Source organism: Labilibaculum antarcticum (assembly GCF_002356295.1).
In the GTDB taxonomy this organism is placed as follows: domain Bacteria; phylum Bacteroidota; class Bacteroidia; order Bacteroidales; family Marinifilaceae; genus Labilibaculum; species Labilibaculum antarcticum.
In genome coordinates this window covers 4,396,405-4,411,997 of record NZ_AP018042.1, presented here as the reverse complement: position 1 = coordinate 4,411,997, position 15,593 = coordinate 4,396,405, and the positions used below count along the sequence as shown (strand labels likewise).

At 35.1% G+C, this 15,593-nt stretch carries 15 protein-coding genes; 5 read left to right on the top strand and 10 right to left on the bottom strand.

The window, feature by feature from the left end:
* Positions 1 to 30: 30 nt before the first annotated feature.
* From ALGA_RS17530 to ALGA_RS17495, 8 genes are all read right to left on the bottom strand, one after another.
* A complete protein-coding gene (locus ALGA_RS17530) occupies positions 31 to 393 on the bottom strand; it encodes a hypothetical protein (protein WP_096431396.1) in 363 nt (120 codons plus the stop codon).
* A 498-nt stretch (positions 394 to 891) separates the two neighbouring features.
* Complete coding sequence (locus tag ALGA_RS17525) at positions 892 to 1,578, bottom strand: response regulator transcription factor (protein ID WP_096431394.1); 687 nt, start codon at positions 1,576 to 1,578, stop codon at positions 892 to 894.
* Between the two features lie 92 nt (positions 1,579 to 1,670).
* Complete coding sequence (locus ALGA_RS17520; protein WP_162845478.1) at positions 1,671 to 3,221, bottom strand: sensor histidine kinase; 1,551 nt, start codon at positions 3,219 to 3,221, stop codon at positions 1,671 to 1,673.
* A gap of 154 nt (positions 3,222 to 3,375) precedes the next feature.
* Positions 3,376 to 4,449, bottom strand: a complete 1,074-nt coding sequence (arsB, locus tag ALGA_RS17515; RefSeq protein ID WP_096431390.1) for an ACR3 family arsenite efflux transporter — start codon at positions 4,447 to 4,449, stop codon at positions 3,376 to 3,378.
* Positions 4,449 to 4,871: an arsenate reductase ArsC gene (locus tag ALGA_RS17510; protein WP_096431388.1), complete on the bottom strand. Its 423-nt coding sequence runs from the start codon at positions 4,869 to 4,871 to the stop codon at positions 4,449 to 4,451. Before ALGA_RS17510 ends, arsB begins: the two co-directional genes overlap by 1 nt.
* Before the next feature lie 205 nt (positions 4,872 to 5,076).
* Positions 5,077 to 5,406, bottom strand: coding sequence for an ArsR/SmtB family transcription factor (locus ALGA_RS17505; RefSeq protein WP_096431386.1), 330 nt, complete (start codon positions 5,404 to 5,406; stop codon positions 5,077 to 5,079).
* Positions 5,407 to 5,566: 160 nt separating this feature from the next.
* Positions 5,567 to 6,718, bottom strand: a complete 1,152-nt coding sequence (locus ALGA_RS17500; RefSeq protein ID WP_096431384.1) for an iron-containing alcohol dehydrogenase — start codon at positions 6,716 to 6,718, stop codon at positions 5,567 to 5,569.
* A 30-nt stretch (positions 6,719 to 6,748) separates the two neighbouring features.
* The gene (locus tag ALGA_RS17495) at positions 6,749 to 7,420 is read right to left on the bottom strand and encodes a type 1 glutamine amidotransferase domain-containing protein (RefSeq protein ID WP_096431382.1); all 672 of its coding nucleotides are present in this window, start codon (positions 7,418 to 7,420) and stop codon (positions 6,749 to 6,751) included.
* 95 nt (positions 7,421 to 7,515) lie between these two features.
* On the opposite strand from ALGA_RS17495, the gene ALGA_RS17490 reads away from it, so the two are divergent.
* The 5 genes from ALGA_RS17490 (at position 7,516) to lysA (ending at position 12,199) form a co-directional block, all read left to right on the top strand.
* A complete protein-coding gene (locus tag ALGA_RS17490) occupies positions 7,516 to 8,415 on the top strand; it encodes a LysR family transcriptional regulator (protein ID WP_096431380.1) in 900 nt (299 codons plus the stop codon).
* Between the two features lie 125 nt (positions 8,416 to 8,540).
* A complete protein-coding gene (locus tag ALGA_RS17485; protein WP_096431378.1) occupies positions 8,541 to 8,897 on the top strand; it encodes an arsenate reductase family protein in 357 nt (118 codons plus the stop codon).
* A 131-nt stretch (positions 8,898 to 9,028) separates the two neighbouring features.
* A complete protein-coding gene (locus ALGA_RS17480; RefSeq protein ID WP_096431376.1) occupies positions 9,029 to 9,373 on the top strand; it encodes a phenylpyruvate tautomerase MIF-related protein in 345 nt (114 codons plus the stop codon).
* Positions 9,374 to 9,705: 332 nt separating this feature from the next.
* Entirely contained in the window at positions 9,706 to 11,016 is a 1,311-nt protein-coding gene (locus ALGA_RS17475; protein ID WP_096431374.1) for an aspartate kinase, read from the top strand.
* A 25-nt stretch (positions 11,017 to 11,041) separates the two neighbouring features.
* Complete coding sequence (lysA, locus tag ALGA_RS17470) at positions 11,042 to 12,199, top strand: diaminopimelate decarboxylase (protein WP_096431372.1); 1,158 nt, start codon at positions 11,042 to 11,044, stop codon at positions 12,197 to 12,199.
* A gap of 58 nt (positions 12,200 to 12,257) precedes the next feature.
* Here the strand turns inward: lysA and ALGA_RS17465 are convergent, their stop codons facing one another.
* Together ALGA_RS17465 and ALGA_RS17460 are read right to left on the bottom strand one after the other, a co-directional pair.
* Positions 12,258 to 13,319: a DUF6268 family outer membrane beta-barrel protein gene (locus ALGA_RS17465; protein WP_096431370.1), complete on the bottom strand. Its 1,062-nt coding sequence runs from the start codon at positions 13,317 to 13,319 to the stop codon at positions 12,258 to 12,260.
* Positions 13,320 to 13,368: 49 nt separating this feature from the next.
* Positions 13,369 to 15,579 carry a patatin-like phospholipase family protein gene (locus ALGA_RS17460; RefSeq protein ID WP_096431368.1) on the bottom strand — a complete coding sequence of 737 codons (2,211 nt, stop codon included), beginning with the start codon at positions 15,577 to 15,579 and terminating at the stop codon, positions 13,369 to 13,371.
* Between the last annotated feature and the right edge of the window lie 14 nt (positions 15,580 to 15,593).

Genomic DNA, 15,593 nt, shown 5'->3' with positions numbered 1-15,593 from the left:
TCTATTTTAAACAAATCCTCTTGTTTACTGCTATTGCATTGCAAATTTAAACTGCAAAGCCAATTCTTCACCCACTAAACCTGAGCTTGCTGTAATGATTTTTTTATCCATTGCTTTGCGAACTGCTTGTTTCAATTCTTCATCGAAGCCAATCACTTTACTCACAACAACACGGTTATTTTCGTTTACAATACAACGTAAAACAATTACTTCTGATTTGCCAACTTCGATAAAATCTACAAAATCGATTTTTGTTACAGATTTGCGAATTTTATTCAACAACATACTTTTCTCTTTCTCTATTTTTTGTTTTTCGGGAGTTATTGCCATCCCCAAATTTGCAGTTAATAGTAAACATGCCAATGCGAAAAATGCTATTTTTATTGCTTTCATCATCCTAATTTTTAAATTACCAATCAATTTTTAGTTTTTAAAAGAGAATGGAGTCGTACGCCCACCATTCCATCTATCTTAACTTTCTATTGGTAAAATTAGGCTGTTAAAAAAACATTTGTGTCACCCCCAAGTTATAAGATGTCATCAATTGTCATCAGTTGTGTTTTAAGGTGAAAAAGCTATCTAATAGTTGATTTATTTCGACCTTTTGCCATTACAAACTACCCCTAAATCGCCTAAAGGGGACTTTTACTTTCAGCTTTTTATTTTCACAAACCTCGAGCTAAAGCACGGGGCAATGGATACTTATTAATGACAACTTGTTACTTTATACGTGAAACTTGATACTTGACACATCCTGCTTAACACACCCCTCTTCCTGTCGGCATCTCCCCTGAAAAGGGAGAGTTTTCTACTTGTTACTTTGTACTTGTTCCTTTTCAACCTTTTGACCTTTCCAGACCATTTGACCTTTCTAGACTTTTCCAGACTTTCCTATACCACCAAACGATAACCTACACCGTGCACGGTTAATATTATTTTTGCATGGTTTGGATCCACTTCAATCTTGTGTCTTAACTTCAAGATAAAATTATCTATTGTTCGGGATGTTGGCTGATATTCAGTTCCCCAAATATGATCCAAAAGGTCATCGCGACTAACGATTGTATTCTTATTATCCCACAGATAGTTCAATATCTCAACTTCTTTATGCGACATTTTCACTTCCTGCTGATCGACAAATCCTTCGAAAGAGGAAAAATTGATTGATAAATTTCCGATCTCAACGGAACTATCGGTTTTGCTTTCTATCCGGTTTTCAGTGCGCCTAAGTACTGCTCGAATTCGAGCCAATAATTCACGTAAACTAAACGGTTTGGTAATGTAATCATCAGCACCAAACTCCAATCCCAATACTTTATCGATCTCCTCACCTCTTGCCGTCAGTAAAATTATTGGAGTAGAGATTCCTTTTTTGCGAACTTGTTTACAAATATCGAATCCCGAAATTTTTGGAAGCATCACATCCAAAAGCACCAGAGAATATTCATTTCCTAAGATTTTATCCAGTCCAATCCCGCCATCTTCGGCAACATCAACCTGATATCCCTCAAACTCCAGATTATCTTTCAGTCCCATCAGCATGCTGGGCTCGTCTTCCACAATTAATATTGGTTTCATCTATCTATAATTTCATATTTTACCAGACTCAACTTATCTCATAATCATTTCACTGCGTGCACAAGCTTTATACATGCGCATTTCAGTTCTCTCTATTTAAAACTCAGAGGAAAACTTAGAGTAAAACAAGTTCCGTTCTCTTTTGAACTCTTAACAGTTATCCGCCCATTGTGAGCATCCATAATGTGCTTTACAATACTCAAGCCAATTCCCGAACCTTTTACTTTATTGGCGAGATCACCCGAGCTAACTCTATAGAATTTATCGAATATCAAAGCCTGATCTTTTTTGGAAATTCCAATTCCAAAATCGATCACATTTATATTGGCAAACTCCAAATCGGTATTGCATGCAATCTCAATCCTCTTGGTGTTCCCACTGTATTTTACGGCATTGTCAATCAAGTTGATAATTGCTTCGGAAACGGCTTCTTTGTCAATTAATAACTTTGGGAAATCATCGAAAGATTCAAAATTAATTTCAAAACCCTTTTTATGTAGGTGCTGTCCGTAATTTTCGAGAATTATTTCTATTTCGGCATTAATATCCGACTCCTTAAAATGATATTCCCGTTTACCGCTTTCAATTTTACTGAAATTGAGGATATTATTCACCATATTCGACAAGCGGTTTGCCTCGGTATTAATCACCTTATAGTATTCCTGCTTTTTTCCTTCGGATGGCAGGCGTCCCATTTCCAAGGTCTCCGAATACATATTTATTAGCGCCAATGGCGTTCTTATTTCATGCGATACATTAGATATAAAATCAGATTTTATTTGGGTTAGCTTCATTTGCTGTCGGATATTTCGATACACGAACCACGCTCCCAGCAAAAGAATCATATCCATCACGATCAGCATAATTATATTGGTTCTTGTTCTTTTCCGCACCAAATTCTCAATGGTATTTCCTTTCATCTGAATACCCAAATCGTAAGCTGGGAACAGCCAAATCTTTCTACGTTGCTGAATATTCTTTTCCCCCTCATCGTAAACAACATTAGAATAAATCTCGGCGTTTCTCTTTTTATCAATTACAGAAATATAAAACTGGTCTTGCGCAATCCCTTGAATTTTTGGCCCTAAATTCTCCCCAATAAACTTCTCAATATCAATAAGCAGGAGAACCGTTTCCACGGATAAAGAATCGACAGTTCTTGCAAATGCAAACAGACTTTTTCCTTTCATGTTAAAGTCCAAAACTCCAATTTTCTGATAACCGCTTTTAATATATTGCTGCAATCTTTCAATTTCATTCGCATTCTGAGCAAAAGCGTATTCTAACTTCTCAGTCAAAATTGTAAGACTGTCTTCAGGAATTTTTTCTTTGGAAAAGAGTTGATGTTTTAAAGAATCAATCAGAAAAAAAGCATCGATCGAATAATTCTTTGTCACCAGTGATTCCATTTCCTGATCAAGGCCATATTTTCCTTTATCGAGCTGATTGGCCCAACCGCTGATAACATCATCAGAATATTGATTGACAGAAAATAGAATGGACTCTAACTGACTGGAATAGATTGAATCAATAACTGCCTCGTTTTGATTGATATTACTGATCTCGTATGCAGAGAAAAACAAGGAAGGCAAAACCAAAATAAGAGTAAGAAGTATGCCGATTTTCAATCCGGGTTTGATCATATTATTGCTTTTTGTATTCCAAATATAATGAATAATGATGATGTTCATGAGTTTTTACAAATAAGCTCATAAATTGTATCGATCAAAGCAAAAAAAAATCACGATTCAATATGAATCATGACTTTTTGTTTTATTGATGAGAGTCTGCTAATTACTATTCATTAGCACACTTAACACCATCTATTTTCCCTTTAAAGTATTTGCCTTTTAATTTCAAGGAAACATTTACCAAGGCGATTAATACCGGTACTTCAACCAATGGTCCAATAACTGCAGCAAATGCAACACCCGAGTCAATACCAAAAACGGCAATAGCTACTGCAATGGCCAATTCAAAATTATTACTTGCTGCTGTAAAAGATAAACTCGCTGTTTTGGCATATCCTGCTTTAAATTTATGTCCCATAAAGAAGGAAATCATGAACATGATCACAAAATAAATGACCAGAGGGATCGCTATTCGAACTACATCAAATGGTAACTGCACAATGTATTCTCCTTTTAACGAGAACATCACAAAAATGGTAAACAACAAAGCGAATAATGTAAGAGGACTAATTTTTGGTATGAATTTCTTCTCGTACCAATCCTTGCCTTTTGCTTTAATCCCGAAGTATCTGGTAATCATTCCAGCAATAAATGGAATTCCTAAGTAAATGAATACACTTTCTGCGATATCTCCCATAGAAACATCCACTACAGATCCTTCTAAACCAAAAAAACCTGGCAATACAGTAATGAACACATATGCATAAACAGAGAAAAACAACACCTGAAAGATGCTGTTAAAAGCCACTAAACCAGCAGCGTATTCAGGATCTCCTTTCGCTAAATCATTCCAAACAATTACCATAGCGATGCATCTGGCCAATCCGATCAAAATTAAGCCAGTCATGTATTCCGGATAATCCTGAAGAAAAATAATAGCCAAAGCAAACATTAAAGTCGGACCCAATATCCAATTCTGAACCAAAGAAAGAATCAAAATTTTACGATTCTTGAATACATCCTTTAGTTCTTCATATTTTACTTTTGCAAGTGGCGGATACATCATGATCACCAAGCCAATAGCAATTGGAACATTAGTTGTCCCAACCGATAATTTATTCCAAAATCCAGACATGGCAGGAAAAAAGTAGCCCATGGCAACACCAAATGCCATGGCTGCAAATATCCATACTGTAAGATACCTGTCTAAAAACGATAATTTCTTATTTAAAGCTCCCATTATTTATTCAATATATAGTCTTCGTTAAACTTTGCAAAATCTCTACGAATTTCATCGCGTACACGTCTGAATACATTAAAAATCTCCTCTTCTGTTCCTTCAGCATAAGCAGGATCGTCGAAACCAATGTGCAAGCGAGTGCCAACAGGTCCAAAAAACGCAGGACAGGCATCTTTTGCTCCACCACATACTGAAATTAGGAAATCAACTCCTTCTTCTAAAAATACATCAACCATTTTTGGACGTAACGAACTAATATCAATACCTATTTCGGCCATAGCCTTCACTGCCAAAGGATGAACCTGATCGGCAATTTTTGTTCCAGCTGAAACAACTTCCAATTCCGGGTTAATTTCACGTAAAATTGCTTCACCCATTTGACTTCTGCATGAATTCCCTGTACACAAAACCAATACTTTCATATAATTATAATTTGTTTTTGATTTGCAATATGGTCCCGAAAGCTTTCGGGATTACCATTCAGGAATAATCATCCTCCTGTGTGTTAAAATCACTTTGGCATGGACGTTTCATATTTCTTATTTAGAGATGAGATGTGCGAGCTTAGATCTGAAAACATTTCAGTATGCTGCTTGCTCTTTTCTCATTCTGATTTATATTAATTATTTACAAACAATTCTTTTCTTCTTCAGGAGTTATTTCCTCCAAAAGATCACCGAATGATTGCTTCAGTTTTTCAATTCCTTTTTTGTTCAAACAATACTTGATTTTTAAACCTTCGACTTCACCCTTTATTAATCCGGCAGATTTTAAATCTTTTAAATGCTGAGAAACAGTAGTTCTGCTTAGTGGTAAAAAGTCAGAAATATCACCTGAAATACAAGTTGGTGTTGCCGCTAAAAATTGCAGGATTGCAATTCGTGCCGGATGCGACAATACTTTTGCCATTGCAGCTATTTCTTGTTGGCCTTCTTCAAATAAATCTAATTTTCTCATAATTCTCAGCAAATATCAATCACTCCCATTTCTAATGACGCAAACATACGACATAGATTTTGTGATCACAAATCAAATTGATAAATTTCACAATTTATTAACACTAAAAAAAGCTGCACTTATACAAGTGCAGCCTCTATCTATTCAATATTTAACAAGTCTATAGTCTAGCCTGAAGAATTTTAGCAACATCCTTCACCTCAACATCGGGAAGCATACCTACATAACCTTTTTCTTCGAATCGTTTGGCAATAGTATTGATACTATCCTGCCCAACGTTGTGATCACTTAAACGAGTTGCAATTCCAACCTGGTTAAAAAATGCTTCTGTTTTCTCAATAGCTAGGGTCTTTTTCTCCTCATCAGTTCCTTCTGTAATGTTCCACACTCTTTCGGCATACTGCAATAATTTCTCGCCTCTTTTCTCTTTCAAATGAGTCAATAATCCAGGAAGAACAATTGCCAAGGTTACAGCATGATCAATACCATGGAAAGCAGTTAGCTCATGACCAATCATATGTGTAGCCCAATCGCTTTTCACACCCATACCGATCAAACCATTTAAGGCCATAGTAGCAGCCCACATTAAGTTTGCTCTGCGCTCATAGTTAGGAGTATCCGAAGCCAATTCTTTTGGGCCTTCTTCCAATAAAGTAAGAAGAATTCCCTCGGCAAAGCGGTCCTGAACCGGAGAGTTTACCGGATAAGTTAGATATTGCTCCATTACGTGTACAAAGGCATCAACGACACCATTAGTAAGTTGTCTTTTCGGCAATGAATAAGTTGTTTCCGGATCTAAAACGGAGAACTTTGGAAATAGCAATGGATTACTAAAAGGTATTTTCTCCTTTGTTGCGGCCTTTGTAACTACTCCACCATTATTCATCTCGGAACCTGTTGCTGCCAAAGTTAAAACAGCACCTAAATCAACTGCTTTGGTTATTGGTGCCCGCTTAGCCAAAATATCCCATGCATCGCCTTCAAAGTAGGTCGCTGCCGCAATAAATTTTGTTCCGTCAACTACCGAACCACCACCAACTGCAAGAAGGAAATCTATCTTTTCAGATTTAACAACTTCAACAGCTTTCATTAAAGTCTCGAAGCGCGGATTAGGTTCAATACCTCCAAATTCTACGATTTTGTAGCCTTTTAAGGCATCCATTACCTGATTATAAACACCATTCTTCTTAATGCTGCCACCACCGTAAGTCATTAAAATCTTAGCATCTTTAGGAATATGCTTATTTATTTCTGCAATTTTTCCTTTTCCAAAAAGGATGTTTACTGGATTGTAAAAATCAAAATTTTCCATTTTTATTGTAGTTATATTAATTATCTAATTCTATTTTTCCTTTAATAATTTGACTAATTCTTTCGCCATTTCTAAATCTGAAGCAGGATTTTGCCCCGTTATTAGTCTTCCTTCAACCACCACGTACTCTTGCCAATTTGCAACACAAGAATAATTTGCTCCCTTTTCTACCAAAGCTGTCTCCAACAAAAAAGGCACTTTCTGATCTGTTCCTATTGCTTCTTCTTCCTTATTGCTAAAAGCAGTCAATTTTTTACCCTTTATCAATAAAGAACCATCAGCTAACTTTACATTTAGCAGTCCTGCTCCACCATGACAAACAGCACAAACAACACCCCCTTTATCATATATTTCCCCTGCTATTTTTGCAATTCCCTTGCAGTGTGGTAAATCAAAAACAACACCATGACCTCCCGGGAAATAAATGGCATCATAGTCATTGGAATCAACCTCCTCGGGTAATTTTGAAGAGTAAAATTTTTCACTGGCCATTTTATCTGCAAAAAAAGATTTTACTTTAGCTGCATCCAAATCGCATTGCTTTACAGGTACTCGTCCTCCAAGCGGCGAAACGAAGTCAATTTCCACTCCATTTTTTATCAAATGAAAATAAGGAACTGCGACCTCTAATACATAGCAACCCGATTCCCATCCCGAAGCATCTTTAAAGTGACTGGTTACTGCAAATAAAACTTTACTCATGATTCTCCTTTATTATTTAAAACAAAGTTAATACCTGTTTTGCTATAAAAAAAGTTATTCTTTTTATACATTTATATAAAATAATTTATAGCAACATGTTGAATTTAGAATGGTATCGAACCTTTAAAGCAATTTATGAACGTGGCACATTAACCGGCGCTGCGGAAAGTTTATTGATTACCCAACCAGGTGTAAGCCAGCAATTATCTTCTCTGGAAGCTTATATGGGAGTTCAATTATTTGAACGAAAACCACGAAGAATGCTGCCTACACCCAATGGCATTCAATTGTATAATCAGATTGAAGAGGCCGTTGCTCAACTTGAAAAGACTGAAGATAATTTTAAGCGAAAAACATTATTAAACAGGCCAAAAATAAAGATTGGAATGTATATGGAAGTATTCCACTATGCCTTTTCCCCAATTCTTAGCCAACTAGAAATGGATGTGGAGTTTCTGTTCGGAGAAACAGAAGAATTACAGGATAAGTTATTTCGAAAACAGCTTGATTTACTCATCACAACGGACCAAAGCAGCTATAAGGATATTAAATACACCCCATTTTACAAAGAAGAATTGTTGCTTATAAACAGTAAGGACCTGGATACCATACCTTTCAACCAATTAATTTATGAAAAGAAAATGGATGAAGCGGAGAAGTGGTTGTCGCAACAAGATTGGTATGCTTACTCACATAAAATGGAAACCATAAAATCGTTCTGGTCTGATAATTTCAAAAAACGGCCCTATTTTAAACCAAGATATGTGATCCCAAATTTGAATGCCATTCTCGATGCAATTCAACACAACAACGGATTGTGTTTGTTACCCTTTAGTATGTGTAAGGATTTAATTGAGAAAAAAGAAATAAAAGAATTATGGCAAGGTGTGAAAACTACTTATTCCAATAAATACTTTGCCATACAAACACAAAGCATAAACCTAAAACAAGCAGAAGAAATAATTCAGATCATTACCAATAACACGAATCAGTAAATGAATATAAAACGTCCATGCCAAAGTGATTTTGACACACAGGAAGATAATTATTCCAGCATGGTAAGTTCCCCCGATAAATTCGGGACAGGCTATATGGCAACTAAAAATCAAATTATAATCATATGAAAAAAATATATCACCTATCCGGCTGTTCAACTTGTAAGAGAATCATCAAAGATCTAAATCCGGGTGCAGATTTTATACTACAAGACATAAAGACCGATAAAATAAGTGAAGAACAGCTAAACCAAATGGCGGAATTATCTGGTAGTTATGAAAGTTTATTCAGTCGCAGAGCAATTAAATTCAAAGAGCTCAATTTAAAAGATAAAGATGTAAGTGAAGAAGAATACAAAAATTTAATTTTGAATGAGTACACATTTTTAAAAAGACCAGTTGTAATTATTGGAAGTCAAATTTTTGTTGGGAACTCTAAAGAAGTTGTAGCGAGTGCCATAAAAGAGCTTCACTCAATATAGAGAAGTAATTCCCTAATTTTGTAATTCTCTCATTTAATAATAACTTAAGTGTCTCAACCATTTATTTTTCTTGAATAGAAACTCATTATTCATATAATTAGGAATAAAATTTAATCTTAAACCTTTTAACTATGCCTTATTTAAAAGTTCAGACCAACAAGAGCTTTTCGAGCATTGAGCAACAAATTTTTCTAAAAGAATGCTCAATTTTAATATCGATGGAATTAAGTAAACCTGAGAAATATGTAATGACTGCATTTGAACCAAAAGTAGAAATGACTCTGGGTGGAAGTGAAGAGCCTTCTTTATTTCTTCAATTAAAAAGCATTGGTTTACCCGATACTAAAACAAAAGATCTATCGAACAAGTTTGCTTGTTTGGCTGCTGAGAAATTAGAGATTGCAAAAGATCGAGTTTATATTGAATTTATGGATGTCCCCAGAGGTTTTTGGGGCTGGAATGGAATATTATTTTAGTATAATTACCCTTTCGATAGTTAATATTTTAACAAGTTGAATAATTTTGATTGGAATAATAAATAATTTTACACAACTTTACACCGTCAAATAAAAAACGAAATAAATGATCGCTATTACATTAATATATAAGAAGCATTATAAACGCAATAAACGTTTTTGACGTTATGTGATCTGAATTAATGTAAAGCTATCGAATAAGATATATAAGCCTGCAGAAATTCTGCAGGCTTTTTTTGAGAGAAAATTAAAAGCCACAAGCTTATAATATAGTTATCAGCTTAAACACCTTCCATTTCCAAATGAAATGGCAAAACTAAAATTAGTAACCAATGAAAGTTTTAAAATTTGGTGGTACCTCTGTTGGATCACCTGAAAGAATTAAAAATCTTGCCCAACTGGTTCAAAGTGATGAATCCAGAATCATAGTTCTATCGGCCATGGCCGGCACGACAAATTCTCTTGTTGAGATAGCTGATCTATTGTATAAACGGGAGATGGAGAAGGCAGATGAAAAAATCACGAATTTAGAAGCACAATATAGAGTTCGAATTGAGGAATTATTCACTAGCACAAAGGGAAAGGAAAAAGGGAATGAGTTAATCACATCTCATTTTAATTATATTCGAAACTTTGTTTACCGGAGCTTTACTGCTTTACAGGAAAAAGCAATTTTAGCACAAGGTGAATTAATTTCGACTGCATTTTTTCATTATTATTTGACTGAAATTGGTGTTGATTCCGTATTTCTACCGGCTTTAAATTTCATGAGAATTGACAAGGATGGAGAACCTGATTCCTACTACATTAAAGAAAATCTGGAACGTGAACTGGCACAATATCCTAATCAGAAACTTTTTATCACTCAAGGATTTATTTGCAGAAATACTTATGGAGAGGTTGACAACTTAAAGCGTGGGGGAAGTGATTATTCCGCCTCTTTAATTGGTGCGGCCATCAAATCCGACGAGGTTCAAATTTGGACAGATATAGACGGATTTCACAATAACGATCCCCGCTTTGTAGAGAATACTAAGGCTCTTAAGCAATTGTCGTTTGATGAAGCCGCAGAGTTGGCTTATTTTGGAGCAAAAATAATGCACCCTTCAAGCATAATGCCATGTCAGCAATATAGCATTCCTGTTCGTTTAAAAAACACACTTAGCCCATCGGATGAAGGAACTCTAATAACAGGTGATATGGTTGGCAAAGGGATTAAAGCAATTGCAGCCAAAGATGGAATTACAGCAGTAAAAATTAAATCAGGAAGAATGCTGTTGGCTTATGGTTTTCTGCGTAAGGTGTTTGAAATATTCGAAATATATAAGACTCCAATCGATATGATTACCACTTCGGAAGTAGCTATCTCTCTCACAATAGATGATGATACTCATTTAGCGGAAATAGAATCTGAATTATTGAAATTTGGCCTTGTTGAAATAGACAGGAACCAATCGATAATTTGTATTGTTGGCGATTTTATTTCAGAATCGGCAGGCAGTGCTAAAAAGGTACTGGAAGCACTTGAATCTACGCCATTGCGTATGATTTCCTACGGAGGCAGCAAACACAACATTTCTGTTTTGGTAAATCAAGAAAATAAAGTTGCAGCCCTTAGGGCACTTAGTAGTCATTTATTTTAATTGTCGTTTTCATATTTTTTTTATCATGTTTAACAGCTCAAGAATCAACGAATTCTCAAACATACCTACTCCATTCTACTATTACGATATGGAGATTCTTCAAAACACTTTGGAGATTATTAAAAAAGAGTCATCTAAATACGGATATCACGTGCATTATGCCGTAAAAGCAAATGCCAATCCAAATATCATGTCTAAAATTCAATCGTATGGCTTTGGTGCCGATTGTGTAAGTGGAAATGAAATCAAAAGATCTTTGGAATCAGGATATCCTTCTAATAAAATTGTATATGCAGGTGTTGGTAAATCCGATCAGGAAATCCAAACGGCATTAGATACTGAAATTTTTTGCTTCAATTGTGAATCGATTCCCGAAATGGAATTGATTAATGAACTGGCTGAAAAAAGCAATAAAATTGCCAAAATTGCCATTCGCATCAACCCTAACGTAAATGCAAATACTCATCATTACATCACAACCGGAGTTGAAGAAAATAAATTTGGAATTAGCCGTTGGGAATTTGATGATGTTCTTAAAGGTCTTGCTACTTACAAAAACATTGAATTAATTGGATTGCATTTTCACATTGGATCTCAAATTACCGATTTGAGCGTATTCAAAGGCTTGTGTATTCGGATCAATGAAATCAAACAGTGGTTTGCTGACCGACAAATTATTGTTGATCACATCAATGTTGGTGGCGGATTTGGTGTAGATTACAAACATCCTGATAAGAATCCGATACCCGATTTTGTGACCTTTTTTGCAATTTTCGATGAATTTTTAGAACTGGATCCAAATCAGGAACTTCATTTCGAATTGGGAAGATCGATGGTTGCTCAATGTGGCAGCTTAATTTCTAAAGTTTTATACGTTAAAAACGGGGTGAAAACCAAATTTGCAATTTTAGATGCCGGCATGACCGAATTGCTGCGACCGGCCCTTTATCAGGCTTATCACAAAATTGAGAACTTAAGTTCCAATGGAGAAACTGAAAATTACGATGTGGTTGGACCTATTTGCGAATCATCCGATTGTTTTGGAAAATCGGTTAGCCTGCCAGCTACAAAAAGAAATGATATCATAGCAATACGTTCTGCCGGCGCTTATGGTGAAGCAATGGCTTCCAGATACAATTTAAGAGATATTGCTCCGTCGATATTCTCAAATAATATAAACTAAACACCAAGGGCAATGTTCTTACCAATTTTAAACCAAGAGGAAAGGATATTGCCCTTTTCTATTCTATTAAACCAATCTTTTTCAAAATTGTTTTTGAGGGTACGAGAAACACCGATAGATTATAAAAAAGTCCTCCTTCTGCATTCGAATCAATAATATTATTTTCACTGGTCAACTTGCTTCCCGACAAACTGAAAGCATGATTACTATTAGTCACATCAAAATTAATATTGGTGCGATAGCCAGATTCAAAGGAAGCCCATAACCAATCCGTAATCCCTTTTTCAATTTCCAGCGAAAAATTCAGATCAGCTCTTCTTAATTCCAGTGTTTTAAAATCATTCAATTTCGGATCGTCAAAATGGATACTATAACTCCCACCCTGTAATCTTACTTTGGCATTAATAAAACAAAGTTTTGAGGGCTGATAACGCAATTTTATTCTCGCTGGAAGAAAGGCTTCAACACCCCATTTATCTGCAAAAGAATGGTTGTAAACAAAAATTGGAAATAGCAATGGATCTCCAAATGTATAGGAATAAGCCATACCAATACCCCATGATTTTTTAGAATTCACTTTCCATCCAATTACAGGCGACATCTCCATTTTCAGAAAAGTATACTTACTCACATCACCAATGTGCTCTTTCCAGTAATCACCTTTTAACTTGACATTAAAACGAAACATGAAAAACACATTCCTTTTTAACTGAGTCATGAGATAAATACTCCCTCCAATGCTTTTTAAGTTTTTATCATTCAAACTTTTATACAAGGGGTAATTATTATCCGATATATCATCAAAATGAATTTCTTCATCGCTGTAATCAAAACTACCGGCAATTTTTAATTTTTGATTTAGAAATAATGGAAAGCGAAGCTTTGTTTCAAAAACCCGATCGTTATCAATTTCACCTTTTCCTTTTCCATACAAATCAGAATTGGAATTCACATTATAATTTGTATTCGAACGCAAAGACACCTCTAACCCGCGAACAGGGCCAGTCCCTTCTATGCCAGGATTCCAATCGTACTTCAAACTATCACCTCTATCCTGCCCAAAAGCTACACTCAAAGTGCTGCAATAAAGGATAACCAAGAATAAAATATATTTATTCATATAATCATGTTTTTCCGTTTGCAATTCAGGTCAGACAACTACTCTTTTATCAGAACCAAAAACCTATGTTAACATAGTTTGAAATTCCATTCTTTTTATCAGAATACATTAGCGAAAATTCTATGGGTCCAATTAAACTATTATATGAATAGGTTAAACCAATTCCTTTAATCCATTCACCTTGCGTTAATGCATCATTAACATCTTCCACTAATTTACCGGCATTCATTTTCAGAATTAAATAATTATTCCTGAATAGTTCGTATTGAAAATCAGTTCGAAAAATAAAAGAATTCGTAGATGCAATTTCCATTCGTTCCAAACCAACAAATGGCACTTGAATATCAAAATAATCTGTCTGATCCATTCCGCCTGTATAGGACATGAAAAAACTGGGTATATTTTTACCCCATACAACCCTTCCGAAAAATTTTGGATAAACCGTAAATGCAGAGCTCATACTGATTGCTTTTTGAAATTTAAGATAAGCAACCGAAGCTGGACGATCCATTTCGTCAAGTTTTAAACCATTATTTGTAACTAACTTATATTCCGCATAAAGACTCATCCCTTTCTTTGGATAATATGCTGTATCATGAGAATCCAGGTTAAGGAATGCATAATAAGTAAAATAATAATCTTCATCTCGAGCTATTATCAAATCTGAAGTGGTAAATTCGGAATTAATGTTGAAATATTCAATTTTCCCACCCAATCCAAAAGAATATGATTCCCGAAAAATGGTATGCGTATTAATATCAAATTTTAAATAATTAAAATCATAACTGCCGATTTTCGCTCCATCATCAAATGCATATACCTCAGAATCATTAAATTCCGCCTCTACATTCAGTCCAGGTTTCAACCCATTATCAATGGTATAGGTGGTTTTGAATCTTGGACTTTCAGCTAATTTTAAATCAAAAGATAAACGAGACCCGCTTTTTAATTTATTCCGAAATGTTGTATTCAGCAATACCGATGCATTATTATCACTATCGTAATGCAGTCCAACATTAAAACGTTTAGTCGTTCTTTCTTTCACATTTATTAAAAGAGTTTTTTCATTTTCCCCTTTCATCTGGAAATCGACATGATCGAAGTACCGACTGCCATAAGCCCGATTTATGCCATCTTGCAATTCATGCAAGCTAATATTGGAATTCTTGCCATAATTTAGTTTACCTGATAACAACGAGTAACTAACCTCGTTAAGTCCGTTAAATTCAATATCCTTCAAATAATATTCAGAAGTATCGCAAGGAGGTATATATCTTTTTATTTCTCGTTTCTGTAGATTATATTTTTTCTTTAAATCCATCAAGGTTGGAATAAAGGTTCGAGCTATTTCTTCTCCTCTGTGAATCAGAGAATCTGCATCTTGAAAGCTTCCAACAGTATAATTGTCAATTTTTGGTTTAATATAGATATCACAATATTTCAGATTATCCTTAAAATTATTCAACGCCATCAAAGAAACAGTTTGATTGATAATATCCAAAAGAGACTTTAATTCCTTTTTAGATTTAACTCCAGACTGAACATTAACACCAATAACGATATCAGCACCCATTTTAATCAATTCCTTCACCGGGAAATTATTGATCATTCCTCCGTCAGCGAGTAATTTCCCATCGATCTCAATAGGTGCAAAAAAGGTTGGAATAGCCATACTTGCCCGCATTGCTAATGGAAGATAACCTTTATCCAGAACTACGGCCTTACCGGTTTCCAAATCGGTGGCGATGCATAAAAATGGAATAGGCAATTTTTTAAAATCAGTTTCGTCATGAAAATCTATTGTCAATCGCTCAAATAAATTAAGCACATTTTGACCTTCAACAATTCCACTAGGCAGCTCTATTCCCTTAGGCTTAATAGGAAACGAAAGAATATATCTTTCAAAATCCTTTTTTTCATAAATAGGCACGAAATTCCGCGATACATTATCCGAAAGTAAGTCTTCCCAATTCTGATTTAAAATAATTTTCTCAATATCAACGGCAGAATATCCAATTGCATAAAAACCGCCTATAAGTGCTCCCATACTAGTTCCGGCAATATAATCAATAGGAATTCCCAGTTCGTCGATAATCTTAAGAACACCAACGTGAGCAAATCCTTTAGCTCCACCTCCACTTAACACAAGACCAATCTTGGGCCGTGCCGTATTAACCAAAGTATCGGTCGATAACTGTGCATAACTTAAAAAACTTAGCGAGCTTAGAATCAGGCTAAGGAATAGGGATTTAAAGAGCATAAACTTATTATTCT